This window comes from Anaeromyxobacter sp. Fw109-5 (assembly GCF_000017505.1).
In the GTDB taxonomy this organism is placed as follows: domain Bacteria; phylum Myxococcota; class Myxococcia; order Myxococcales; family Anaeromyxobacteraceae; genus Anaeromyxobacter.
The window spans coordinates 1,859,256-1,881,791 of sequence record NC_009675.1 but is presented as its reverse complement, the minus strand read 5'-3'; the positions used below and the strand labels follow the sequence as shown (position 1 = coordinate 1,881,791).

The window sequence follows — 22,536 nt, the reverse complement described above, 5'->3', positions numbered from 1 at the left end:
ATAGACTCCGGCGCCATGCACGGCCCGCGATGGTACGCCCGGCTCGGCGCGGCGACGGGGACCGTCCGCCGCTGGATCGCCGCCCGCGAGCTCCGCACGCTCGGGCTCGTCGCCGCCCTCGCAGGAGGCCTCTTCGCCTTCGTCGAGATCGCCGAGGCCGTGCGCGAGGAAGAGACGCGCGCGCTCGACGAGGCGATCCTCCTCGCGATGCGGAACCCGGGCGACCCGGCGGATCCCATCGGGCCCCCGTGGGTCGAGGAGACGGCGCGCGACCTCACCGCCCTGGGCGGCGTCACCCTGATCGGCTGCGTCGTGGCGGCGGTCGCCGCCACGCTCTGGCTCGTGGGGCAGCGGCGCTCGGCGACCCTGCTCGTCTTCGCGGTCGTCTCGGGCGCGCTCCTCTCGCTCGCGCTGAAGCGCGGCTTCGACCGGCCCCGCCCGTCGCTCGTGCCTCACGAGACCACGGTCTACACGGCGAGCTTCCCGAGCGGACACTCGATGCTGTCCGCGGTGGCGTACCTGACCCTCGGGGCGCTCGTGGCCCGGGTGCTGCCTCGCCGGCGCCTGAAGGCGTTCGTGCTGGGGTGGGCGCTGCTCTTCACCGCGCTCGCCGGCGCGAGCCGCGTCTACCTCGGGGTGCACTGGCCCACGGACGTCCTCGCCGGCTGGACCGTCGGCGCGAGCTGGGCGGTGGCGTGCTGGCTCGCCGTGGATCTCCTCGATCGCCGCGGCCGGTCCGACGGCGTCTAGCTGGCGCGCGGCGCCGAACGGTCCGCCGCGAGCGCCTCCAGCACGGCGAGCAGCGCGTCGGCGTCGACGGGCTTCACGAGGTGGTGCTCGAATCCGGCCGCGCGGCTGCGCGCGAGATCGGTCGCCTGTCCGTACCCCGTCAGCGCGATGAACGCGGGCGGAGCCGCGCCCATCCGGTCGCGGATGCGCGCGGCGAGCTCGTGCCCGTCCATCACCGGCAGGCCGATGTCGAGGACCGCGACCTCGGGGGTGAACTGGTCGAGCGCGGCGAGCGCGCCGACGCCGTCGTGCGCCGCCCGCACCGCGTGCCCGGCCGCCGAGAGCACCGCCGCGAGCAGCTCGGCGGCGTCGGCGTTGTCGTCCACCACGAGCACCCGCAGCGGCCGGGCGGCGCGGCGGAGGGCCCCCGGCCGCGGCCCGAGCGCCGGCGGGGCGGCCTCGGCAGCCGCCGCGGGCAGCCGGACGGTGAAGGTGCTGCCTCGCCCGAGCCCCGCGCTTTGCGCCTCGACCGTGCCGCCGTGAGCCGTCACCAGGCTCTTCACCACCGCGAGGCCGAGCCCGAGGCCCCCCTCGTGGCGATCGGGGGCACGCGGCCCCTGGACGAACAGATCGAACAGGCGCGGGAGCAGCTCCGGCGAGAGCCCCTGGCCGTCGTCGCTCACGGTCAGCGAGATCTCGGCGCCGTGGCGCCCCGCCCACACCTCGACATGTCCGCCGGGCGGGGTGTACTTCGCTGCGTTCGTGAGCAGGTTCGCGACGATCTGCGCGAGGCGCACGGGATCGCCGCGGACGGGGAGCCCTTCGGCGGGGACGTCGACGGCGAGCCGGTGCGCGCGCGCCTCGAGCAGCGGCCCCGCCATCTCGAGCGCCTTCGCCACCACCGAGGAGAGCTCGAGCAGCTCCGGCTGGAGCACGATCTTGCCGCGCGTGATGCGCGAGACGTCGAGCAGGTCCTCGACCAGCCGCGACATGTGGCTCACCTGCCGCTCGATGATCGAGTACTCCCGCGGCTGGCCGTCCCCCCGCAGCTTGATGAGCTGGAGGGCGGTCACGATCGGCGAGAGCGGGTTGCGGAGCTCGTGCCCGAGCATGGCGAGGAACTCGTCCTTCGTGCGGCTGGCGGTCTCGGCCTGGGCCCGCGCGGCCTCGGCGCGCGCGAGGTGCTCGTCGCGCTCCGCCTCGCGCGAGCGGAGGAGCGCCGCGGATCGCTCGAGCGCCTCGCCCAGGCGCTCGAGCTCCGCGACCCGGGAGGGCGCCGGCCGCGGCCGACCGCCCCGGGCGAGCGTCTCGGCGGCCGTGGCGGCCAAGGCGATGCCGGCCGACAGCCGGCGGGACATGACGATCGCGCCGCCGACGCTGAGCACGAGGAGCGCGAGGCCTGCCGCCATGATGGCGAGCGAGGAGTGCCGCGTCGGACCCTCGATGAGGTGGCTCGGCACCGCGATGCCCGCGGTCCAGCCCGAGACCGCGGCGCGGGCGAACGCCAGGTACACCTCCGCGCCGTCCAGCGTCGTGTCCCGGTACACGCCCTCCGCCGCGCCGCGCGTGCGCTCCTGGTACGTGGCGGTGGCGCTCACCCCGACGAACCGCTCGGGGTCGCGCGTCCGCGCCACGACCACGCCGGCGGAGTCGGTGATGACGCGCGTCCACTCCTCCTCGGGCCGCTGGGCCCGGCCGGCGAGGTCGGCGAAGGCCGCCGGGGACATGAGCGCGGTCAGCACGTACTTCACCTGGCCGTCGCGGATCACCGGGACGCGCAGCGCGACGGACCAGCCCTCCGGACGCCTCGCGAGGTCGCCCACCGCCGGCGCGCGGGTCTCCACGACGCGGGCGAGGCTCGCGCGATCGAACGTGTGCTCGGGCTCGGCGCCCGGCGGGTGCAGCGTGTTGAGCAGGTGAACGCCGTCCGGCGTGCTGAGCAGCACGGCGCGCCAGGACGGCTGCGTCGCGAGCACGCGCCGCGCGTCGCCGTCGAAGGCGCCCAGCGCCCCGGCGTCCAGCCGGTCCGACTCGGCGAGGGCGCGCAGCGTCCGGAACGTGGCAATCATCTCGCGGTCGACGTCGCCCGCCAGCAGCCGGGCGGCGTGGATCAGCCGCCGCTCGATGCTGGCGCGCTCCTCCCCGGTGAGGCGCCAGACGACGATGGCCGCGAAGCCGCCGATCGGGAGGAGCGAGCCGAGGGCGAGCGCAACGAGGAGCCGCCGCAGCGCGATAGGCCTTCGCGGCCAATGGGCGGGGGCGGACATCGTCGACGTCGCGCGCATTGCTTATCAGCGGTCAGGCGGACCCTCCAACCCTCGGGAGGGGCGCCGCGGCGTCGCGCATGCCAGGCGGAACCCGGGACCGTGGGAGAACGCCCCACCCGACTCCGGCGCGCGCCACGTGTGCGGTGGCGTCACGCCGTCGCCCCCTCCTGGCTCCCGCAATCTCTCCGGATCAGGCCGGTTCTGGAGCTGTGACCGCTGGTCCGCGGTGTGCACTACGAACGGTCGTCCGCCAACCCTTCCCCCGGACGACCGCTCGGAGGTGCTCCATGAAGCCCGGCCGCCTCGCCTCGCTCGCCACCCTGGCCGCCTTCCTGTCGACAGCGTGCGCGACGACGACCACCACCTCGACCACGTGGGGCGAGGGCTCCTCGCCAGAGTGGGCGCGCGTCGGCTACGTCGCCTCCATCCGCGAGACCGTCACGCGCCAGCAGGGAAACCCGGGCGCGGGCGCCGTCGCGGGGGCGGTCGTGGGCGGGCTCCTCGGCAGCGCGATCGGCGGCCGGGCGCACTACGACCGCTACGGCCGGGTCCACCACCACGGCAGCGGGGCGGGCGCCGTGGCCGGCGCGATCGGCGGCGCGGTGGTGGGCGCGGCCGCGAGCCAGGGCGGTGCCGAGCAGCGGACCTACGAGATCTTCGTCCGCTTCGAGGACGGCGGCAGCGAGACCTTCGCGTCCGGTCCGCCCCTCACCTTCCAGGTGGGGGAAGAGGTCGTGCAGACGCCGCGGGGGCTCGAGAGGAGGTAGGAGCGGGCTCCGCGGCAACCCGGATGAGAGTCGCGGTGGGCTCGAGGTCGAGGTCGAGGTCGCGGTCGGGGTCGAGGTCGCGGTCGAGGTCGCGGTCGGGGTCGGGGTCGAGGTCGCGGTCGGGGTCGGGGTCGAGGTCGGGGTCGGGCTCGGGGTCCCTTACGCCGCCCCACCCCGCGTGAACCACGTCCTCACCAGCCCCGGCGCCTCCTGCTCCGAGTGCGCGAGGCAGCCGGCGGCGCGCGCCCGCTCGAGGAGCGGGCCGGGCACGAACGGAGCGACGAGCTCGAAGACGGCGCCCGGGGCGAGCGTGGCGAGCTCCTGCATCACCTCCTGCACCGGGTGCGCGCCGGCGGCGAGGAGCGGGCGCGCGTCGAGCGACCTGGAGACGCGTGCGCCCTCGAGCCAGGCAGGCCTCGCGGCCGCCGATTCGGCCCGTGCCGGGTGCGGCGCGGCGGCGGACGGGGCCCCTGGGTGCGCCGGGCACGCCTGCACCGGCGCGCTGGCCTGCTGCGCGGTGGCCTCCCACGAGAGGAGCCGTTGCTCGCCGGCGAGCGCGCGCTTCTCGGTGAGGTCCTGCGTGACCTCGAGGCAGCCGAGATATGCTCCGGAGACGTCCCGCAGGGCGCGGTACTCGATGTGGACGAAGCGCCCGCGCAGCTGGATCCAGAACGACGCGCGGTCCTGGGTCCCCGCCCGGAAGCCCGCGAGGATCGTCTCGACCGTGCCGACGGAAGACGGCGGGTGGCAGAACTGCACCTTGCGGCCGATCACGGCGCGGCTGCGCGAGAACACGCGCTCCTTGCCGTGGCTGAACCAGCGGACGCGGTCCTCGGCGTCCACGAACGTGGCGTCGAGCGGCAGGGCGCCGAGGATGGCCTCGAGCTCCGCGGGCGCGAGGCTGCCGGTGGGGAGCTTCACGCGCGCGGCCGGCGCGGCGGCCTCGGTCGCGTCCACGGAGTCGGGGCGCCAGCTCGCCTCGGGCTCGACGAGGCAGTAGCCGATCTCGTCGCTCTGCCGCGCGATCTCCCACCACTCGCGCTCGTCGAGCACGTCGAGCGCCATGGGCAAGAGGATGTTCTCCTCCTTGTCCACCATGTCGCGGATCGCGCTCGCCAGCGGCCGCAGCGCGCCGTCCGAGAGCGCTCGCGCCGCGGCGGGATCGCCGGCGGCGGACGCGAGCGCCGCGTGCGCCGCGCGCAGCAGCGCGCGAGTCTGGTCGTGCTTGCCCCACATCACCTGCGGCGGGCCGGTGATGCCGTGCCGCTCGAGGAACGGGAAGAGCAGGTGCTCCTTGCGGAGGTAGTGCTTCTCGACGTCGGTGAGCGCGTTGACGCGAACGCGCGCCTGCAGGAGGTGCACGCCCGCGCCGCCCTCCGACACGACCGCATCGAGCGCGTCGGCGGCGTGCTCGAGCGCCTGGACCTGCTTGGCGAGCGCGGCGTTCTCCTCGGAGAAGACGCGGGCCGGGTGACCCGCGGGCGGCGTGCGCACTCCCGAGAGGTCGATCGCGCCCTGCAGCGCCGCCGAGTGGAGGTGGCAGAGTCGCGTCACCTCCGCCGCGGGCATGCCGTCCGCCAGAAGCTCCTGCTCCACCTCCACCACGAGCCCGTACGGAACCTGCCCCAGCAGGCGAACGAGCTGCCGCTGGACCGCGTCGGGGGCGACGCCGCCATGGAGCTGGAGGATGAGGTGCTTGAGAAGGTCCTTCCGGGGCGGTGCGCCGGTCTCGATGAGCTCGCTCATGCGGCGACCTGAGAGCAAGGTCCTGGCCAGCGCCAAGTCCCCGGGATCCCAGCGCTTCCGAGCACGACCCTGCTGGCGCACCGCCCCGCGGTTGTCGCTCGCACCGCGATGACGGTGGCCGCGACAGGCTGCCGCGCGCGCTCGGCGCCATTACGGTTCGATCTCGGGGCAAGCGCGCGTTGGCGCGCGGGAGGCGGGGGATGAGGCGGCTGTTCGGCGGCGAGCTCGGCGCGGGGCCGGTGCACGACGCGCTCCGCGACCGCGCCGCCGTCGAGCAGAGCCTCCCCTCGGCCACGCGGGCGATCGTCGTGGACGGCGTGCGCGGCTGGCTGTACCCGGTCATCACCGAGGCGGGCGATCGGCTCCAGCTCTTCCTCTGGTTCGACGGCGCCGCCTACCAGGTCGCCGTCGCGAATCCAGACGTGTCCCGCCACGATCCGCACGCCTGCCACCTGTTCCCGCACGCCCGCATCTGCCTCTCCTCCGACGAGGGCGGCGGGATGCCCACGCTCGAGGGCGCCTACGCGAAGAGCGTCCTGTGGGCGAACGGCTTCAGCGTCTACCAGCGCACGGGAACGTTCCCGTTCTGACCGAAGGAGGATCACCATGTCCGATGCAGCGCTCGCCCAGCTTCGTGAGGTCCTGTTCGACAACCGGCGTACGGGGGACGTGACGCCCCGCGACAAGCGGCGCCGCGTGTTCGTGGATCCGGGCGGACGGATCGTGATCGGCGACCGGCTGCCGCGGGGCGACGAGGGACAGTCGCTCTCCGAGGTCCACCAGGCGGTCTTCGCGTAGCCCTGGATCCGTGCGCGTCCTCGACGCCGTCGTCCGCGCGATCGAGGCGGAGCTCGCGGCACACGCCCCCGAGCGCGGCGGCGCCCTCGTCGGCCCGCGCGGCGTGCCGCTCGTCACCGAGCTCGTCCCCGATCCTCAGGCGGCGGCGACGCCCTCGACCTACCGCCCCTCGCGCGCGCTCGACGCGCGGGTCAAGGCGCTCGAGCGCGACGAGGGGCTCGAGCTGAAGGGCCTCGTCCACTCCCACCCCGCGCTGCTCGACGCGCCCTCGGCCCAGGACGTCGCGGAGCTCGCGGAGGGGCTGGCGCGCAACGGCCACATCGCGATCTACCTCGCGCCCATCGTGACCCGCGGGCCTGGCCCGCTCGGCCCGCACGAGCTCGCCCTCCCCTCCGGGAAGATCTCGTTCTTCGCCGCCAGGCGGACGGCGCACGGCCCCGAGGTGAGCCCCCTGCGCGTCGCGATCGTGCCGCTCCTCCGCGACGCCGAGCGGCTCGCGCGCGAGCTCGACGGCGTCGCCGCGGGCGTGACGGTGGTGGACGTGGGTGACGCCGCCCTTCCGGCGGCGAGGGTGCGCGCGGACGAGCTCGAGCTCCTCGTGGTCGTGGGCGACGGCTATCCCACGCTGCCGCCGCTCGTGCTCGCCACGCGCGCAGGGGGCGACACCGAGCAGCTCTCCATCCCCTGGCCGCTCGGGGCGCCGGAGGAGGTCCGGCTCTGCACCGCGGTGCGCACCGCCGTCGAGCCGCCCGGGCCGTATCGCCCCGTCTACGGTCCGCCCGGCGGGCCGGGGCTCACCTCGAATCCGGAGCGGGCGAGGCTGGCCGGGTGGGCTCGGCGGCTCGCCGGCGGCGAGCCGGCGCTGGTGGCGGAGGGGCTGCGCACCGCGCTGCTCGCGCGCGGCGCGGGTACGGCCGGGGACTCGCTGCGGGAGCGGCGCGTCCTCGTCGCGGGGTGCGGATCGGTGGGGTCGTACGTCGCCGAGCAACTCGCGCGGAGCGGGGTGGGCGCGCTCTCCCTCGTGGATCCCGAGACGGTCGAGGCGGTGAACCTCTCGCGGACGTCGTACGAGGTGGGCGATGTCGGCCGCCTCAAGGTCGAGGCGCTCGCGCGCCGCCTCCTCGCCGTCCAGCCGGCGCTCCAGATCGAGGTCCTCGCCTGCGCCGTCGACGCGCTCGGACCCGAGGCGCTCGACGCGCAGGTGCGCGCGGCCGACCTCGTCGTCGCCGCGACCGACGATCCCGCCGCGCAGCGCGCCCTCGATCGCTTCGCCTACGGCCGGGGTCGGCCTGCGGTCCTCGTCGGCCTCTACGCGGGCGCGCAGGGCGGCGAGGTGGTGATGACGGTGCCCGGCCGCACGCCCTGCTACCTGTGCGCGACGCGCACGCGCGGCGCCCTCGAGCGCGCGGGCGGCGTCGCGCGAGAGGTCGACTACGGCACGGCGCGCCTGCGCGGCGAGATCGCCCTCGGCGCGGACGTCCACCACGTGGCGAGCGCGGCGGTGAAGCTCGGGCTGTCGCTGCTCCTCGCCGGGAGCGACGCCCCCCTGGCCGGCGTCGCCGAGGGCGCGCTCGCAGCGGGGACGCCGTACCTCACCCTCTCCACCGTCGCGGAGTACTGGTTCTACCCGCAGGTCTTCGGAGAGACGCCCGGGCAGCACGCCTACCAGAGCGTCTGGCTCACGCCCTCCCCGCGCGCCGACTGCCCGGTGTGCGGCGATCCTGCCGGGCGCGTCGATCCCCGCGACGTGCCGCTCCGTGGGCCGCGCCGCGACGCGCTCCAGCAGGCGCTGCGCGAGGACCCCTGACGCGCCAGGCCGATCATCAGCGCGAAGGAGGCTGGATCCTGGACTCGTCCTCGAGCGCGGCGGCGATCTCCTCCTGGCGGGCCTTCTCGTCCTTCGTGCGGGCGCCCTCGCAAACCGGCGCGACCGCCTCGGCCATGCGGACGAAGCCGACGACGTCGCGCTCGAGCCGCTCGGCGAGCGCCGCGTCGCGGAGGCGGCCGCCCTCGTCGAACGCCTCGTTCGCCCGGGCGAGCGCGAACATGTCCGGGAAGACGAGCGCCCCGCAGCCCTCGAGCGGGATGCGGGTCTGCCAGAGCCCCCGGATCCCGCCCATCGGGGAGGGAGCGGCGGCGAGGAGGAACACGCTCCGCCCGCGCCAGGGCATGGGCCGGGCGCGCGACACCCAGTCGATGGCGTTCTTGAGCGGCCCCGCGATGGAGTAGTTGTACTCCGGCGCGGCGAGCAGGATCGCCTGCGCGGCCTCGACCCGGCGCTTCAGCTCGAGCGCGCCCGCGGGCAGCCCCTCCGCCCGGTCGCGGTCGCCGTCGTAGATCGGCATGTCGAACTCGGAGAAGCGCGCGACGTCCACCTCCGCGCCCTCCCGCCGCGCGATCTCGCCCGCGAGCACGACGAGCTTGTGGTTCCAGGACTCCTTGCGCAGCGAACCCGCGAACGCGAGCACTCTCATGCATCCCTCCCCGGCGCGCCGGACGCGCCGTCGCCTGCGTGACGACGGGCGATCCGCATCAGGCCCATCGCTCGATGACCACCCGGGTCTCCGTGTAGAAGCGGACCGCGTCCTCGCCGGTGGCGTGCAGGTCGCCGAAGAACGAGCTCTTCCAGCCGGCGAACGGGAAGAACGCCATGGGCGCGGCGACCCCCACGTTCACGCCGATCATCCCGGCCTCGACGTTGCGGCGGAAGTAGGCGGCGGCGCGGCCGCTCGAGGTGAAGATGCTGGCGGCGTTGCCGTAGCGCGCGCGGTTGGCGAGCGCGACCGCCTCCTCGACGCTCCCCGCCCGCACCGTGGCGAGGAGCGGGCCGAAGATCTCCTCGCGGGCGAGCGCCGACTCCGGCCGCACGCCGTCGAAGAGGGTCGGCCCGATGAAGTACCCGTCGCCGACGGCCGCCGCCTCGCGCCCGTCGACGAGGAGCGCGGCGCCCTCGGCGAGCCCGGTCTCGATGAAGCGCCGCACGCGGTCGCGCGCGTCCTCGCGGATGACCGGACCCATGGCGGAGTCGGCCGCGAACGGATCTCCGACGCGCGCCGCGCGTGCCTCGCGGGTGAGCCGCTCGAGCAGCGGCTCCGCGGCGCCGTCGACCGCGACGAGCACGCTGCCCGCGAGGCAGCGCTGGCCGGCCGCGCCGAACGCGGAGCCCATCACCGCCGCGACGGTGAGCTCCAGATCGGCGTCGGGCAGCACGAGCAGGTGGTTCTTCGCGCCCGCCATCGCCTGCACGCGCTTGCCGTTCGCGGCGGCGCGGGCGTAGACGTGGCGGGCCACCCCCTCCGAGCCGACGAAGGAGACGGCCCGCACGAGCGGGTGATCGAGCAGGGCGTCCACCGCGTCGCGACCCCCGTGCACGACGTCGAGGACGCCGGGGGGCAGCCCCGCCTCGTGCAGCAGCTCGGCGAGCCGCAGCCCGGTCATGGGCGTCCGCTCGGACGGCTTCAGGACGAAGGTGTTCCCCGCCGCGATGGCGATGGGGAACATCCACAGCGGGATCATCGCCGGGAAGTTGAACGGGCAGATCCCCGCGACCACGCCGACCGGGACTCGCCAGGTGTGCGAGTCGACGCCGCGGGCGATCCCCTCCACCGTCCGGCCCTGCGCGAGCGTCGGCATGCCGCAGGCGAAGTCGACCACCTCGATCCCGCGGCGGACCTCGTTGCGCGCGTCGGCGAGGAGCTTGCCGTTCTCGCGCGACACCGACGCCGCGAGCGCGTCCTGCTCCCGCTCGAGGAGCGCCTTGTAGCGGAACAGCACCTGGACGCGCTCCGGCACGGGCGTGGCGCGCCAGGCCGGGAACGCCGCCGCGGCGGCCCGGACCGCCGTGTCGACGTCGGCCGGGCCGCAGAGCGGGACCTGCGCGAGCGTCCTGCCGGTGGCCGGCTCGAGGACGGGCGCCGCCTCGGCGGCCTCGGCGGGACGGGCCGCGCCGTCCACGAGCAGCGGGAGCGGCGCCGGGGGCTGGCCCCGCGCTGGGGAGACGTTGCTGGCCATCTGCGACTCCTCTCTCGTCACTTCACCGCGCCGACCGTGAAGCCGGCGATGAAGCGGTCGAGGAACAGGTTGTAGACGACGGCGATCGGGAGGCTCGTAATGAGGCAGGCCGCCATGAGCGAGCCCCAGTAGTAGACGTCGCCGCGCACGAGGTAGATCGGAACCCCCACGCCCACCGTCTGGTGCTCCGCGGAGGAGATGAACGTGAGCGCGTAGACGAACTCCTGCGTGACGAGGGTGAAGGAGAAGATGACGACGGTGAGGATCCCCGAGACGGAGATGGGGATGACGAGCTTCACGAACGCGCCGAAGCGGGTGAGCCCGTCCACGAGCGCGGCGTCCTCGAGGTCGCGCGGGATCGCCTTGAAGAACCCCATGAGCAGCCAGATCGAGAACGGCACGGTGAACGTCGGGTAGGTCACGATGATCGCCCAGAGCGTGTCCTGCAGGCCGAGCTCCGCCACCACGCGCGACATCGGGATGAAGAGCAGCGTGGGCGGGACGAGGTAGGTGAGGAAGATCCCGATCCCGAGCTGCTGCCCCCACCGTCCGGTGAGCCGCGCCAGCGCCCAGGCCGCCGGGACCGCCAGCACGAGCGTGATGGCCACCACCGCCGCGCCGGCGAGGGTCGTGTTCCAGAACCAGCGCAGGAACAGCGTCTCCTCGAAGAGCAGCTTCAGGTGCACGAGGGTCGGCGCGGCGTTGAAGATGAAGGGGTTGTGCTCGACGTTGTAGAGATCGCCCGTCTGCTTGAAGGCGGTGATCCCCATCCAGTAGAAGGGGAACGCGAGCAGCGCGGCGAACCCGAGCACGATGACCCAGCGCCCGGCGCGCGTGAGCGGTGATCTCCGCGGGCCTGCCATGGCCGCGCCTCCCTCCGCTAGGCCACCTCGGCGCGGTGCGCGACGCGCAGCATGAGCGCGGCGACCGCCACGAGGATCGGGACGAGGAACATGGAGATGGCCGCGCCCTCGGCCAGATCGGACCCGAGCACGCCGGTCTGGAACGCGAGCGAAGGGAGGACCTGGGTCGTGTCGTAGGGACCGCCACGGGTCAGGATGTAGACCACCGTCATGTCCGTGAAGGTGAACACCACGCCGAAGAGGACCGCGACGTTGATGATCGGCCGCATCATCGGGAGCGTGATCTCGAAGTGCGTGCGCCAGAACCCGGCGCCGTCCACGGCGGCGGCCTCGGGGATCTCCTTCGGGATGGAGGTGAGCCCGGCGAGGAGGATCACGGTCGAGAACGGGATCATCCGCCAGGAGTGGACCGCGACGACCGAGGCCATGGCGAGGCCGGGCTCGCCGAGCCACATCGGCGGGTCGAAGAGGTTCACCAGGTGGAGCTGCGCGAGCACCCAGTTCACGACCGAGTAGATGGAGTCGAGGATCCACTTCCATCCGATGGCCCCCAGGCTGATGGGGGCGACCCAGGGGAGCAGGACGAGGAAGCGGACGAGGCCGCGCCCCCGGAACCGGTCGCGCAGGGCGAGCGCGAGCGCGTTCGCGCAGACGATCACGACGACCTGCGACGCGATGGTGAAGACGAAGGAGTTCGCGAGCGCCCGCCGGAAGCTCGGGCTCTCGAGGACGCTCCGGAAGTTCTCCAGGCCGACGAACCCGTACCCGACCGAGCCGACGGTCACGTCTCCGACGCTGTAGAGGAAGGCCAGCGCGAGCGGCAGCCCGAGCAGGGCCGCGATGTAGATCACGGCCGGCGAGAAGAGCGCGACCCCGAGCCGCGTCGCGCCGCTCACCCGCCGCCGCCGCCGCGGCGCCGCCCGCTCGAGCGCCGCGCCCGTCACCGCCACGAGAGCTCCCGCGGGGGGCAGCGCTTGCCGGTCGCCCGGTCGAAGAACTTCACCTCGCTCGCCGGCACGGCGAAGTCGTGGACCGCCCCCTCTCCGAGCTCGCCGCTCGCGGCGGTGGCGACGCGAGAGACGACCTTGCGCCCGTCGAAGCGGCCACCCTCGATGACGCCGTGCAGGATCCGCTCGGAGCCCAGGTACTCGACGAGCCGGACGCGGAGGCGGACCGGCGCGCTCGGGCCGTGGACCATCGCGGCGGGGACGACGCTCTCCGGCCGGAACCCGGCGACGAAGTCCGAGTCCTCGACCAGGTTCATCGGCGGGGAGCCGAGGAACGTCGCGACGAAGGTGTCGGCTGGCTCGTCGTAGACCTCGCGCGGGGTCCCGATCTGGCGGACGACGCCCTTGTCCAGCACCACGATCCGGTTGCCCATCGCCATCGCCTCGACCTGGTCATGCGTGACGTAGATGGTGGTGGTGCGCACGCGCTTGTGGAAGGCGGTGAGCTCCTCGCGCGCGGAGGCGCGGAGCTTCGCGTCCAGGTTGGAGAGCGGCTCGTCGAGCAGGAACACGGTCGGCTCGCGCACGAGCGCGCGCGCGAGCGCCACGCGCTGGCGCTCGCCGCCCGAGAGCTCGCGCGGCTTGCGCGCGAGGAGGTGCCGGATGCCGAGCAGCTCCGCGGCCCAGCCCACCCGCTCGCGGCGCGCCTCCTTCGCCACGCCGTGCGCCTTCAGCGGGAAGCCGATGTTCTGCTCGACCGAGAGGTGCGGGTAGAGCGCGTAGCTCTGGAACACCATCGCGATGCCGCGCGCCCGCGGCGGGAGCTCCGTGACGACGTTGCCTCCGATGAGCACCTCGCCCCGCGTCGGCTCCTCGAGCCCGGCGATCATCCTGAGGAGCGTCGACTTGCCCGAGCCCGAGGGGCCGAGGAACACCAGGAACTCGCCGTCCCGCGTGACCAGGTCTACGTCGTTGACGGCGCCCTCCTCCCCCTTCTTGAACACCTTCGTGAGCTTGCGCGTCTCGACGACGGCCACGGGACCTCCCGATCACACACGGGGGCTGCGCCCCCGCCCCCGCTCGGCGGGGCCCGTGAACGGTCGCGCCCGCGCGGGCTCGCGACCGTTCCCCTCCATGAAGCCCGCGCCCCCGCTCGCCCGCTCACGAAGCCTGCTCAGGCCGTCTTCCACTTGTCCCAGATGCGCTTCAGCTCCTTCTCCGCCGCCCGCACCGAGTCCTCGGGCGACAGCTCGTCACGCGCCACCTTCGCGAACATGGTGGGGATGACGAACGTGTTGAACGCCTCGTCCACCGCGGCGGACGCGTAGCCGGGATAGCCGACGTTGGTCGCCCACTCGAGCACGTCGCCGAGCACGTTGTACTTGTCGGGCGGGACGCCCTTCGGATCGTTCGCGATCTGCTGCTTCAGGTCGGGGACGGTCTTCGGGAAGCACGGGAAGTTGTAGAACTCGCTCTGCTTGAACGCCTCGCCGAACGCGTCGATGTAGTCGGCCAGGAACTGCTTCGCGCCCTCCTTGTTCTCGGCGAACTTCCAGATCGCGTAGCAGTCCATCACGTGCTCGGCCGCCATGCGGCGCACCGGACCCTTCGGCGCGGGCACGATCTGGAGCTTCTTCGACATGTCCGGGTTCTCCTTCTCGGCGGTGCGCGTCACCGAGATGGCGTTGCAGACGAAGGACAGCTTGCCCGCGAGGATCCCGCGGTTGTTGGACGAAGGGTCCCAGGTGAAGACCTCGCTCGTCTCGGCCTCCTTGAAGAGCGCGCGCATGAACTTGAGCGACTCGATGGTCTGCGGCGAGTTGATCGTCACGCGCCCCTCGGCGTCCTGCTCCGACGCGCCGAACGACCACATCAGCGCGCGCATGGCCATGTTCGTGTCGAGCTCCTGCGAGAGCCCGATGCCGACGGGGTTGCCGAACTTGTCCTTGATGGCCTTGCCGCCCTTGCGCACGTCCTCCCAGGTGTCGGGTCCCTTCGGGAACCCGACCTGCGACCAGAGGTCCTGACGGTAGTTGCCCGGATCCGGCACGTAGCTGTCGGAGAAGGCGAAGTACTTCTTCGTCTTCGGGTTGAAGGTGGACTTGTGGCCGAGGTCGATGACCTTGCCCCACTTCTTCTCCACCGCCTGGTAGATCTCCGAGTGGTCGATGACCTGCTTCTCGTACGCGGCGGGCGGCGACAGGAACATGAACAGATCGTGACCGCGCTGCGCCGACACCTCGGCCGCCGCCCGCGCGTTGATCTCGCCGATCGCGATGTGATCGACGATCACCTGCGTGCCGTTCTTCTCCCCCCACCGCTTGCAGAACACGCCGTCGAACCACTTGTCGTAGGCTGGGATGAAGTGGCTCCACTGCACGATCTTGAGCGTCTTCGGCTGCGCGCGCGCGCGCCCGGCACTCCCCGCCGCCGCCGCGATGGCGCCCGCTCCGGCCGCCTTCAAGAGATCCCTGCGCGTCAGGCCGCGCGATCCGTCCTTGGCCATGCTCCCTCCCCGCCGCCGTCACACGAACAGTGACGTCGGGGATGGCCCTAACGTCGCCGCCGGAGCCGGCACGGGTCCGAGGGGGCTCCCGCGGCGCGTCATGAGCGACGCGCCGGGGGAGCGCCCGCGTGCTCGCCACGACCACGTTCACAGCTTGTAGCCGAAGCGCCGGAGCAGCTCCCTGCGCTCGGCGACCTGCCCCTCGCCTTCCACGCCGAGCGGCGCCCCGCCGTCCACGACGCCGAGGATCCCGCGCCCGCCGTCGGTCTGGGCGACGAGGACCTCCACCGCGTTCGCGGTAGCGCAGAAGATCGTGCACACCTCCGGCACGAGCTTGAGCGCGTTCAGCACGTTCACCGGGAAGCCGTCGCGGAGGAACACCACGAACGAGTGGCCGGCGCCGATGGCCTCGGCGTTCCGCACCGCCAGCTCGACGAGCTCGGGCTCGTTCCCCGACCGGCGCACGAGGCGCGGCCCAGACGACTCGCAGAACGCGAGGCCGAAGCGGAGGTGCGGCGAGGAACCGGCCAGCACCTCGTGCAGGTCCTCCACGGTCTTGATGAAGTGCGCCTGGCCGACGATCACGTTCAGGTCGTCGGGCTTGTCGATGCGGACGGAAGAGAGCTCCATGGAGGCCTCCCGGGACGGGACGGCCCGATCATCGCGCCGCGCTGGGCGAGCGCACGCCGCGCGGCGGGTTGCCTCCCTCGGACGCTCTTGGCGGAAGGCGCGAAGCCGGGGGCCTCCCGCGCCCGGACGCCACCGCATCCGCGCGCCCCGGGCCTGTCGAAGGGCGAGCGGCCGTGGCCGCGGCGAACCGCGCGGAGCGGCGGCTTCAGGCGATCTCGAGCCAGGAGAACCACACCGGGTGGTTCGCCTTGTACCAGTGGAGGACCTTCCGGATGGCAGCCTGCTTGTCCTTCGGCATGACCTTCTCGTCCACCCGGTCGAAGTGGACGCGGATCCGCTCCCCGTCGTGCTCCAGGGCCTGCGAGAGCATGGTCTGCAGCTCGTTCCGGAGGCGGCCGGAGTCGGAGATCTTCACGGCGCGGCTCGCCGGATCCACCCCGGAGACGAAGCGCGAGAGGAGCGGGCTGAAGATGAGCCGGGTCTCGTCGAGGGACTCCATGAGCCGGAACGTGAACTTCATCTTCGCGGAGGCCTTCCTCGTCGCGAGCCGGGTGGTCACCTCGTAGCGCCCCTCTCCCACCTGCGTGACGCCGGGCGCGCCGGTGTACGGATCGTCGCTCATGTACCCCAGGCTCGCGAGCACGCCCCACTTCTTCTCGGGGAGGAAGTCGTCGGCGCGGATGACGCGCTGCTTGAGCGGCATCCCCGCGGCCTCCGCGTCCTCGATGGCCTCCGCGTACGTCTTCACCTCTCCGGCCTCGAGCACCTTTCCGCCGAAGAGCTCGCCGAGCCGGCGCGCGAAGTCGGGCGCGCGCGGGTCGAGCTGCATGAGCTTGCCCTCGGCGTCGCACGGCAGCGTGAACGCCGGCGAGAAGGTGGCCATGGTCGCGTCCACGTCGAGCACCGACGAGAGGCTCGCGGCCTGCATCGCCTCGGCGGTGGCGGCGTAGCCGTCGCACAGGAAGACGTGCGTGGCCCCGGCCCCGTCCATCCAGCTCCCCACGAGGAAGGTCGGCGCGTAGGTGCCGGAGTCGGTGAACACCTCGAGCCCGGAGGGCGCCTTCCAGCCGTCCTCCACGAGGTGGGCACCGAGCGAGCTCCACTCCTCCCAGAGCTTCCCGAGCCGCCCGACGCGGCTCTTCCCGCGCAGGGTCCAGACGTGGACGTGCTCGCGCCGGATGCCGGGGTAGGTCGCCTCGATCGCCTCCATCACCTGCTTGCGCGGGGTGCGGTAGTCGAGCAGCACCGAGTCGCGCTCGGCGGAGGCCGCGACCTTCCGCGGGAGCGTGAGGCACCCCATGTACGACTCGTACGGGCGCGAGACCGTGAGCGGCGAGTCGAACAGGTGGAACACCGCCATCGGGCCCGTGGGCTTCCCCTCGGCGAAGCGGGAGGTGTTCTCGAGGGTGTCCACCGCGGCGCCCCACACCGTGATGCCCCGGTCCTGGAGCCAGCCGTAGAACTGCTCGAACGTGTGGTCCGGCTCGTTGAGCAGGCGGCGGACGCGGCGGTCCACGATGCTCGCCACCTCGGGCCGCGCGTAGACGCGGCCGAAGCCGAGCAGCGGGTTCGCGCCCATCTCCGGCGTCTCCCCGGCCTTGGGCATGAGCCCCTCGCCGAGCGAGACCATGATGGCGTGGTTCTCGGGGAGCGTGCGGGTGAGGTGCCAGAGCCCCTCGCTCATGACATACGCGCTGATCGCGTCCGCCTCCTTCTTCACCTGGTTGTAGGCGGCCTTGTCCTTGCCGGCGCCGGCGCCGTACCCGCCGAAGAGCTTCGTGCCGAGCGCGGTGGCCGCCGACGTCATGGCGAGGCAGCGCGCGATCCCGCGCGGCGTGAAGGCGTGCGCCGACACCGGGTCGGGCTGCGCCCGCTCGACCTCCACGTCCTCGAGCCAGAGGTGGAAGCGCAGGAGCACCGGGCGGGTGTCGAAAGCCCACTGGGCGATGAGGTTGCGCTTGTCGATGTCTTGCACGGGGGTCTCCGGAGGGCTCACGGGTTCGGAAGGCGCGGGCATTTTATGAACTCGGCGCGGACCCGGAGCCACTTTGCGGGCTTCCGACCCCACGGGAGGACGGTCGGAGGAATCGGGGAAAGGGCATCGTCGCGTCAAGCGCAAGCGTTGCGCGGGCCCTCCGTCGCGCGACGGGTGCCTGGCGCGTCCCGCGCCGCGTTACGCTTGCTGCGTGCACCACGACTGCCAGCCCCTCGCCACGCTCCTCGCCCGGGAGCCCCTCTGGTCCCCTACCCCGGCCGACGCCGCCCGCTTCGAGAGGGACGCCGGCGCGAGCCCGCCTCCGGAGCTCGCCGCCGAGCTCCGGTGGTGGCGCGCCCTCGCGGCCGCCCGGGCGCAGCGCTGGGACGAAGTCTCGGAGCTCGCGGAGGCGGGACTCGGCGAGCCACACTCGGAGCGGGAGACGGTCCGGCTCGCCTTCCTCCACTGCCTCTCCGGCGACCTGGAGGAGGCCGAGCACCTCGTGGCGCAGGCGGTCCAGACCGTGAGCGACGAGGGTCTGCCCCGGCGCTTCGCAGGGTGGTGCGAGCGGGAAGGGCTGGCGGACGCCGCCGCGCGCTTCCGCTGAGCTCGGCGCACGACGGCCGGGCTGCGCCCTTCGAGCGGGAGATGTCCTCGCTCGGCGGGCCACCTCGACCTCGACCTCGACCTCGACCTCGACCTCGACCGCGACCCCGACTTCGACCCGCGACCTCGACCGCGACCTCGACCGCGACCGCGACCTCGACCTCGACCGCGACTCCGACCGCGACCCCGACCGCGACCTCGACCGCGACGTCGACCGCGACCGCGACCGCGACCCCGACCGCGACCGTTAGAAATTTCCGCTCGTCCCGAGCGTAGCGCCGTCCTGAGCCTGGCGAAGGACGGCGCGGAGTCGAGGGGCGACCCCGACCGCGAGGACGTGAACCGCTCGATCAGCCGCCGCGCCGGGCTTCGCCCGTCACGGCGGCTGCAGCGCGTGGTCCTCGTGAATGGGGGACGGGTTCGAGCTTGGGCGTTTGGCATCGCGCCTCCTGTCCGGGGTGAAGGAGGCGCGATGCCAAACACCGTTCTCGTCCAGCTGAAGCCCGGTTCCGTTTCCACTCCCTCCCCCACACCCTTCCCCTTCCAGACCCTCGACGTCTACCGCTGCGCCCGAGAGCTCGCGGTGCGCGTTCATCGCGCCCACCTCTCCGACGCGGAGCTCCGCGATCACGCCACCCGCGCGGCCAAGAGCGCGTTCCTGAACCTCAGCGAGGGACTCCCCGACGATCGCGTCGCCATGCGGCGCAAGTACTTCCTCGCCTCCGACGGCTCGCTCCACGAGGTCGTCGCGGCGGTGGACCTCGCAGCCGCCATCGGGGCGGTCCAGGAGACCGACGCAGCCGAGATCCTCGCCCTCGCCGACCGGCTCCGGGCCATGCTGCGAGGGCTGCTCCGCAGGGCCCCCACGCGCTGAACGCAGCACGAGGCGCGGTGACCCGAGCGAGGTCACCGCGCCGCTCCGGTCTAGCGCACCAGCCCCGTCAGCATCGCCACGAGGCGGTCCGCGATCCGAGCCACCTCCTCCGCGTGGGCGGCGGAGGTGTCCCCGCACAGCGCCGCGATCTCGACCGCCGCCGCGGCCTCGACGGTCTCGGCGCGGGCGATGGCGAACGCGCGGGCTTTGTCGCCCCTCGTCACTCGCCCGGCGCCCTCCGCCGTGTTGAGGCAGGCCGACTTGGCCGAGCGGATGGCCTCGTCACGGAGCTTCGCGTCGCGGATGGGCGAACCGAGGACGGCGAGGAGCAGGTCGCGGGCGACGGCGAACGCGTGGAGCTTGTGGTGAGGGAGGACGCGGACGGGGGAAGAATTGCGGGAGCGGGAGGAGGGGACGGTGGAGCGGGCTGCGTCTGCAAGGGAAGCGAGGGTGTTGGCCATGGGGCGGCTCCTTTCACCCCCGGAGAAGGAGCCGCCCCATGACCAACGACTGTGAGCCCCCGGACGAAGGCCGTCCCCCCGAACGGCGCGTGGACCCGAGAGCCGCAGGGGCAGTGCCACCCACCGGTGGCACGAGCCTGCCCGGGATGAGAGCGCCGTTCACGACTAGTGACCGCGACCCCGACCGCGACCCCGACCGCGACCCCGACCGCGACCCCGACCGCGACCCCGACCGCGACCCCGACCGCGACCCCGACCGCGACCCCGACCGCGACCCCGACCGCGACCCCGACCGCGACCCCGACCGCGACCCCGACCGCGACCCCGACCGCGACCCCGACCGCGACCCCGACCGCGACCCCGACCGCGACCCCGACCGCGACCCCGACCGCGACCCCGACCGCGACCGCGACCCCGACCGCGACCGCGACCGCGACCACGACCGCGACCACGACCGCGACCACGACCGCGACCACGACCGCGACCCCGACCGCGACCCCGACCGCGACCCCGACCGCGACCCCGACCGCGACCCCGACCGCGACCCCGACCGCGACCCCGACCGCGACCCCGACCGCGACCCCGACCGCGACCCCGACCGCGACCGCGACCCCGACCGCGACCCCGACCGCGACCGCGACCCCGACCGCGACCGCGACCCCGACCGCGACCCCGACCGCGACCGCGACCCCGACCCCGACCGCGACCCTGACCCCGCCCTCGCCCTCGACAGACGGAGGCGGTACTCCTCGGCGCGTTCACGTGAGCGCGGCGGGTCAGTACCCGTGCCCGCCGCGGTGCTCGCCCTCGCGGACCTTCCCGCGGAACACCCAGTAGATGAGGCCGGTGTAGCCGAGGACGAACGGCATCCCCATGGCCGCGATGATGGCCATGTTGCGGAGCGTCGGCGCGGTGGAGGAGCCGTTGCGGATGGTGATGGAGAAGGCTGGATCCAGCGTCGACGTCACGAGGTTCGGCCACTGCGCGAGGCCGAACAGCACGACGAGCGCGACGATGGTCGCCGCGGACGACACGAACGCCTGGCCGTACCGCCGCAGGTACACGGCGCGTGGCACGTTGCCGGCGGCGAGCACGTTCAGCACCACCACCACCCACCCCCAGCGGAGCTCGGCGAGGTTCGCGGTGGCGCGCGGGATGGCCACGAGCGTGAAGATGGTGGTGAGCAGGTAGAGCGTCGAGAACACCCCCGCCGCGGTCCAGGCCCAGCGGCGCACGTCCTCGTGCAGCTCGCCCTCGGTCTTGAGGAGCAGCCAGGTCGCGCCGTGCAGGGCGAACAGGGAGAGCGTGAAGGCGCCGACGAGCAGCGCGTACGGGGAGAGGAGCCCGAGCAGCGCGATCTGCGCCTCGCCGTCCGCCCGCACCGGCAGGCCGCGCATGAGGTTCGCGATGGCCGCGCCGAACAGCAGCGGCGAGAGCGCGCTCGCCGCGAAGAAGGCGACGTCCCAGGTCGTGCGCCACGCCCTCGACGGCCGCCGGCTGCGGAACTCGATGGCGACGGCCCGGAAGATGAGGGCCAGGATGAGCAGCATGAACGGGGTGTAGAGCGCGCTGAAGGTCGTCGCGTAGGCGCGCGGGAACGCCGCGAACAGCGCGCCGCCGAACGTGACGAGCCACACCTCGTTCCCGTCCCACACCGGCCCGATGGAGTTCAGCAGCACCCGCCGCTGCTCGTCGCGGCGGGCGAGGAGGTAGAGCGTGCCGACCCCGAGGTCGAACCCGTCGAGCACCGCGTAGCCCGCGAGCAGCACGCCGAGGAGGGCGAACCAGAGCACCTGCAGGTCCATCAGTGCCTCCCCTCGCCGGCGAGGTGACCGCCGCCCGGCTCCTCGTAGGTGGCCGCCACGTCCACGAGCTCCTTGCCCTTCGTCTTCCCGGGAGGCGGCGCCGCGGGCGGAGGGCCGGCCTGGATCTTGGCGTTCATCACGTAGAGCCACACGAGGAGCAGCCCGAAGTAGACGAGGCCGAAGAGGATCACCGACTGGAGCACCTGGCCCGCGGTGACCGAGGGCGAGAAGGAGTGCTCGGTGCGCAGCAGGTTCCACACGGTCCACGGCTGGCGCCCCACCTCCGCGACGATCCAGCCGAGCTGGTTCGACGCGTAGGTGCCGAGCACCGCGAACACGAAGATCCAGAGGAGCCAGCGGGTGCGGAAGAGCGTCCCCTTCCGCTTCAGCCAGAGGCCGACGAGGGTCACGGCGATGAACGCAGTGCCGAGCGCCACCATCAGGTGGAACGCGTGGAAAGGCACCGTCACCGGAGGGCGCGCGTCCGGCGGCACCGAGGCGAGCCCCTGGATCGGGGCGTCGGGGTCGCGGTGGACGAGCAGCGAGAGGCCACCCGGGATGGCGACGCCGAGCGCGACGCGGCCCTCCTCCGGCCGCGGGACGCCGAACAGGTGCAGGTCCGCCGGCCCGTCCTCGAAGTGCCCCTCCATGGCGGCGAGCTTCGCGGGCTGGTGCTCCGCCACCACCCGGGCGCTCATGTCGCCGGTGACGAGGAGGAGCAGGGAGAACACCGCCGCGAACGGGAGCGCCACCGAGAAGCTGCGCTTCGCGAACTCCTCGTGGCGCCCGCGCAAGAGGTAGAAGGCGGAGATGCTGAGGACGAAGAACGCCCCCAGCACGTACGCTCCGTTGAGCGTGTGCAGCAGCCGCACCACGCTCGACGGGTTCAGCACCGCGTCCCAGAAGCCGGTGATCTCGGCGCGCCGCGCGGCGCCCTCGCCGGCGAGCCGGAAGCCGGCGGGCGTCTGCTGCCAGCTGTTCGCCACCACGATCCAGACCGCCGAGAACACCGAGCCGGCCGCGACCAGCGTCGCCGCGATGAAGTGCATGCGCGGCGAGACGCGGTCCCAGCCGAAGACGAGCACGGCGAGGAAGCCCGACTCGAGGAAGAAGGCGAAGATCCCCTCCGCGGCCAGGGCCGAGCCGAAGATGTCGCCCACGAAGGTGGAGTAGCGCGACCAGTTGGTGCCGAACTGGAACTCCATCACGACGCCGGTGGCGACGCCGATGGCGAAGTTCGCCGCGAAGAGCGCCGTCCAGAAGTGCGCCGCCGAGTGGTAGACGGGGTCCTTCGTTCGCAGATAGCGCCAGAGCAGGACCGCGATCACGCCCGCCAGCCCGATGGTGAGCGGCGGGAACAGGTAGTGGAACATGATCGTCAGCGCGAACTGCACGCGTGAGAGCGTGAGGACGTCCATCGGGCGGCTCCGGCGCGGGAAGCCCCGCGCTGCTGGGAGACATCCAAGTTGCGCGCCCCGCGGAGTGCGGTGAAGCACGGAGTGACGTGCCGGGCGGGCCTGCGCGCCGGCGCGCGTCCCAGGCCGCCGGGAG

Annotated in this window: 20 protein-coding genes; 7 read left to right on the top strand and 13 right to left on the bottom strand. The window is 73.3% G+C overall.

All coding sequences use genetic code 11. The annotated features are described in order from the left end of the window. Positions 1–15 precede the first annotated feature (15 nt). Entirely contained in the window at positions 16–750 is a 735-nt protein-coding gene (locus tag ANAE109_RS08525; protein WP_011985982.1) for a phosphatase PAP2 family protein, read from the top strand. Here ANAE109_RS08525 and ANAE109_RS08520 read toward each other — a convergent pair. Next, positions 747–3,014 carry an ATP-binding protein gene (locus ANAE109_RS08520; protein ID WP_011985981.1) on the bottom strand — a complete coding sequence of 756 codons (2,268 nt, stop codon included), beginning with the start codon at positions 3,012–3,014 and terminating at the stop codon, positions 747–749. The two genes, ANAE109_RS08525 and ANAE109_RS08520, sit on opposite strands and share 4 nt — an antisense overlap. Positions 3,015–3,283: 269 nt before the next feature. On the opposite strand from ANAE109_RS08520, the gene ANAE109_RS08515 reads away from it, so the two are divergent. After that, a complete protein-coding gene (locus ANAE109_RS08515) occupies positions 3,284–3,763 on the top strand; it encodes a membrane protein (protein WP_011985980.1) in 480 nt (159 codons plus the stop codon). A gap of 159 nt (positions 3,764–3,922) precedes the next feature. Here the strand turns inward: ANAE109_RS08515 and ANAE109_RS08510 are convergent, their stop codons facing one another. Beyond that, entirely contained in the window at positions 3,923–5,509 is a 1,587-nt protein-coding gene (locus ANAE109_RS08510) for a DUF438 domain-containing protein (RefSeq protein WP_049768550.1), read from the bottom strand. 200 nt (positions 5,510–5,709) lie between these two features. Between ANAE109_RS08510 and ANAE109_RS08505 the strand changes: the two genes are divergently transcribed. From ANAE109_RS08505 to ANAE109_RS08495, 3 genes are read left to right on the top strand one after another with little or no spacing between them, the layout of a single operon-like run. Beyond that, on the top strand, positions 5,710–6,099 hold the full coding sequence (locus ANAE109_RS08505) for a hypothetical protein (RefSeq protein WP_011985978.1): 390 nt from the start codon (positions 5,710–5,712) through the stop codon (positions 6,097–6,099). A gap of 16 nt (positions 6,100–6,115) precedes the next feature. After that, positions 6,116–6,307, top strand: coding sequence for a hypothetical protein (locus tag ANAE109_RS08500; RefSeq protein ID WP_041448213.1), 192 nt, complete (start codon positions 6,116–6,118; stop codon positions 6,305–6,307). A 10-nt stretch (positions 6,308–6,317) separates the two neighbouring features. Next, positions 6,318–8,114: a ThiF family adenylyltransferase gene (locus ANAE109_RS08495; RefSeq protein ID WP_011985977.1), complete on the top strand. Its 1,797-nt coding sequence runs from the start codon at positions 6,318–6,320 to the stop codon at positions 8,112–8,114. Positions 8,115–8,130: 16 nt separating this feature from the next. Here the strand turns inward: ANAE109_RS08495 and ANAE109_RS08490 are convergent, their stop codons facing one another. The 8 genes from ANAE109_RS08490 to ANAE109_RS08455 form a co-directional block, all read right to left on the bottom strand. Further along, positions 8,131–8,781: an NADPH-dependent FMN reductase gene (locus tag ANAE109_RS08490; RefSeq protein WP_011985976.1), complete on the bottom strand. Its 651-nt coding sequence runs from the start codon at positions 8,779–8,781 to the stop codon at positions 8,131–8,133. 58 nt (positions 8,782–8,839) lie between these two features. Continuing rightward, positions 8,840–10,318, bottom strand: a complete 1,479-nt coding sequence (locus ANAE109_RS08485) for a CoA-acylating methylmalonate-semialdehyde dehydrogenase (protein WP_011985975.1) — start codon at positions 10,316–10,318, stop codon at positions 8,840–8,842. Between the two features lie 17 nt (positions 10,319–10,335). Next, positions 10,336–11,181, bottom strand: coding sequence for a carbohydrate ABC transporter permease (locus ANAE109_RS08480; protein WP_011985974.1), 846 nt, complete (start codon positions 11,179–11,181; stop codon positions 10,336–10,338). 17 nt (positions 11,182–11,198) lie between these two features. After that, positions 11,199–12,131: a carbohydrate ABC transporter permease gene (locus ANAE109_RS08475; RefSeq protein ID WP_011985973.1), complete on the bottom strand. Its 933-nt coding sequence runs from the start codon at positions 12,129–12,131 to the stop codon at positions 11,199–11,201. Next, a complete protein-coding gene (locus ANAE109_RS08470; protein ID WP_011985972.1) occupies positions 12,122–13,165 on the bottom strand; it encodes an ABC transporter ATP-binding protein in 1,044 nt (347 codons plus the stop codon). Before ANAE109_RS08470 ends, ANAE109_RS08475 begins: the two co-directional genes overlap by 10 nt. Before the next feature lie 137 nt (positions 13,166–13,302). Further along, complete coding sequence (locus ANAE109_RS08465; protein WP_011985971.1) at positions 13,303–14,634, bottom strand: ABC transporter substrate-binding protein; 1,332 nt, start codon at positions 14,632–14,634, stop codon at positions 13,303–13,305. A gap of 147 nt (positions 14,635–14,781) precedes the next feature. Further along, a complete protein-coding gene (locus ANAE109_RS08460; protein WP_011985970.1) occupies positions 14,782–15,264 on the bottom strand; it encodes an adenosine-specific kinase in 483 nt (160 codons plus the stop codon). Positions 15,265–15,469: 205 nt separating this feature from the next. After that, positions 15,470–17,239 carry a hypothetical protein gene (locus ANAE109_RS08455; RefSeq protein ID WP_041448212.1) on the bottom strand — a complete coding sequence of 590 codons (1,770 nt, stop codon included), beginning with the start codon at positions 17,237–17,239 and terminating at the stop codon, positions 15,470–15,472. Between the two features lie 211 nt (positions 17,240–17,450). On the opposite strand from ANAE109_RS08455, the gene ANAE109_RS08450 reads away from it, so the two are divergent. After that, on the top strand, positions 17,451–17,846 hold the full coding sequence (locus ANAE109_RS08450; protein WP_041448211.1) for a hypothetical protein: 396 nt from the start codon (positions 17,451–17,453) through the stop codon (positions 17,844–17,846). Positions 17,847–18,317: 471 nt separating this feature from the next. Next, positions 18,318–18,719 (top strand): four helix bundle protein, encoded by a 402-nt coding sequence (locus ANAE109_RS08445; protein WP_011985968.1) that lies wholly within the window; start codon positions 18,318–18,320, stop codon positions 18,717–18,719. 50 nt (positions 18,720–18,769) lie between these two features. Here ANAE109_RS08445 and ANAE109_RS08440 read toward each other — a convergent pair whose 3' ends face one another. The 3 genes from ANAE109_RS08440 to ANAE109_RS08425 form a co-directional block, all read right to left on the bottom strand. Beyond that, positions 18,770–19,180, bottom strand: coding sequence for a four helix bundle protein (locus tag ANAE109_RS08440; protein ID WP_011985967.1), 411 nt, complete (start codon positions 19,178–19,180; stop codon positions 18,770–18,772). Between the two features lie 776 nt (positions 19,181–19,956). Continuing rightward, a complete protein-coding gene (cydB, locus tag ANAE109_RS08430) occupies positions 19,957–20,985 on the bottom strand; it encodes a cytochrome d ubiquinol oxidase subunit II (RefSeq protein WP_011985966.1) in 1,029 nt (342 codons plus the stop codon). After that, the gene (locus ANAE109_RS08425) at positions 20,985–22,403 is read right to left on the bottom strand and encodes a cytochrome ubiquinol oxidase subunit I (RefSeq protein ID WP_011985965.1); all 1,419 of its coding nucleotides are present in this window, start codon (positions 22,401–22,403) and stop codon (positions 20,985–20,987) included. The genes cydB and ANAE109_RS08425 overlap by 1 nt, the downstream gene beginning before the upstream one ends. Positions 22,404–22,536: the final 133 nt, after the last annotated feature.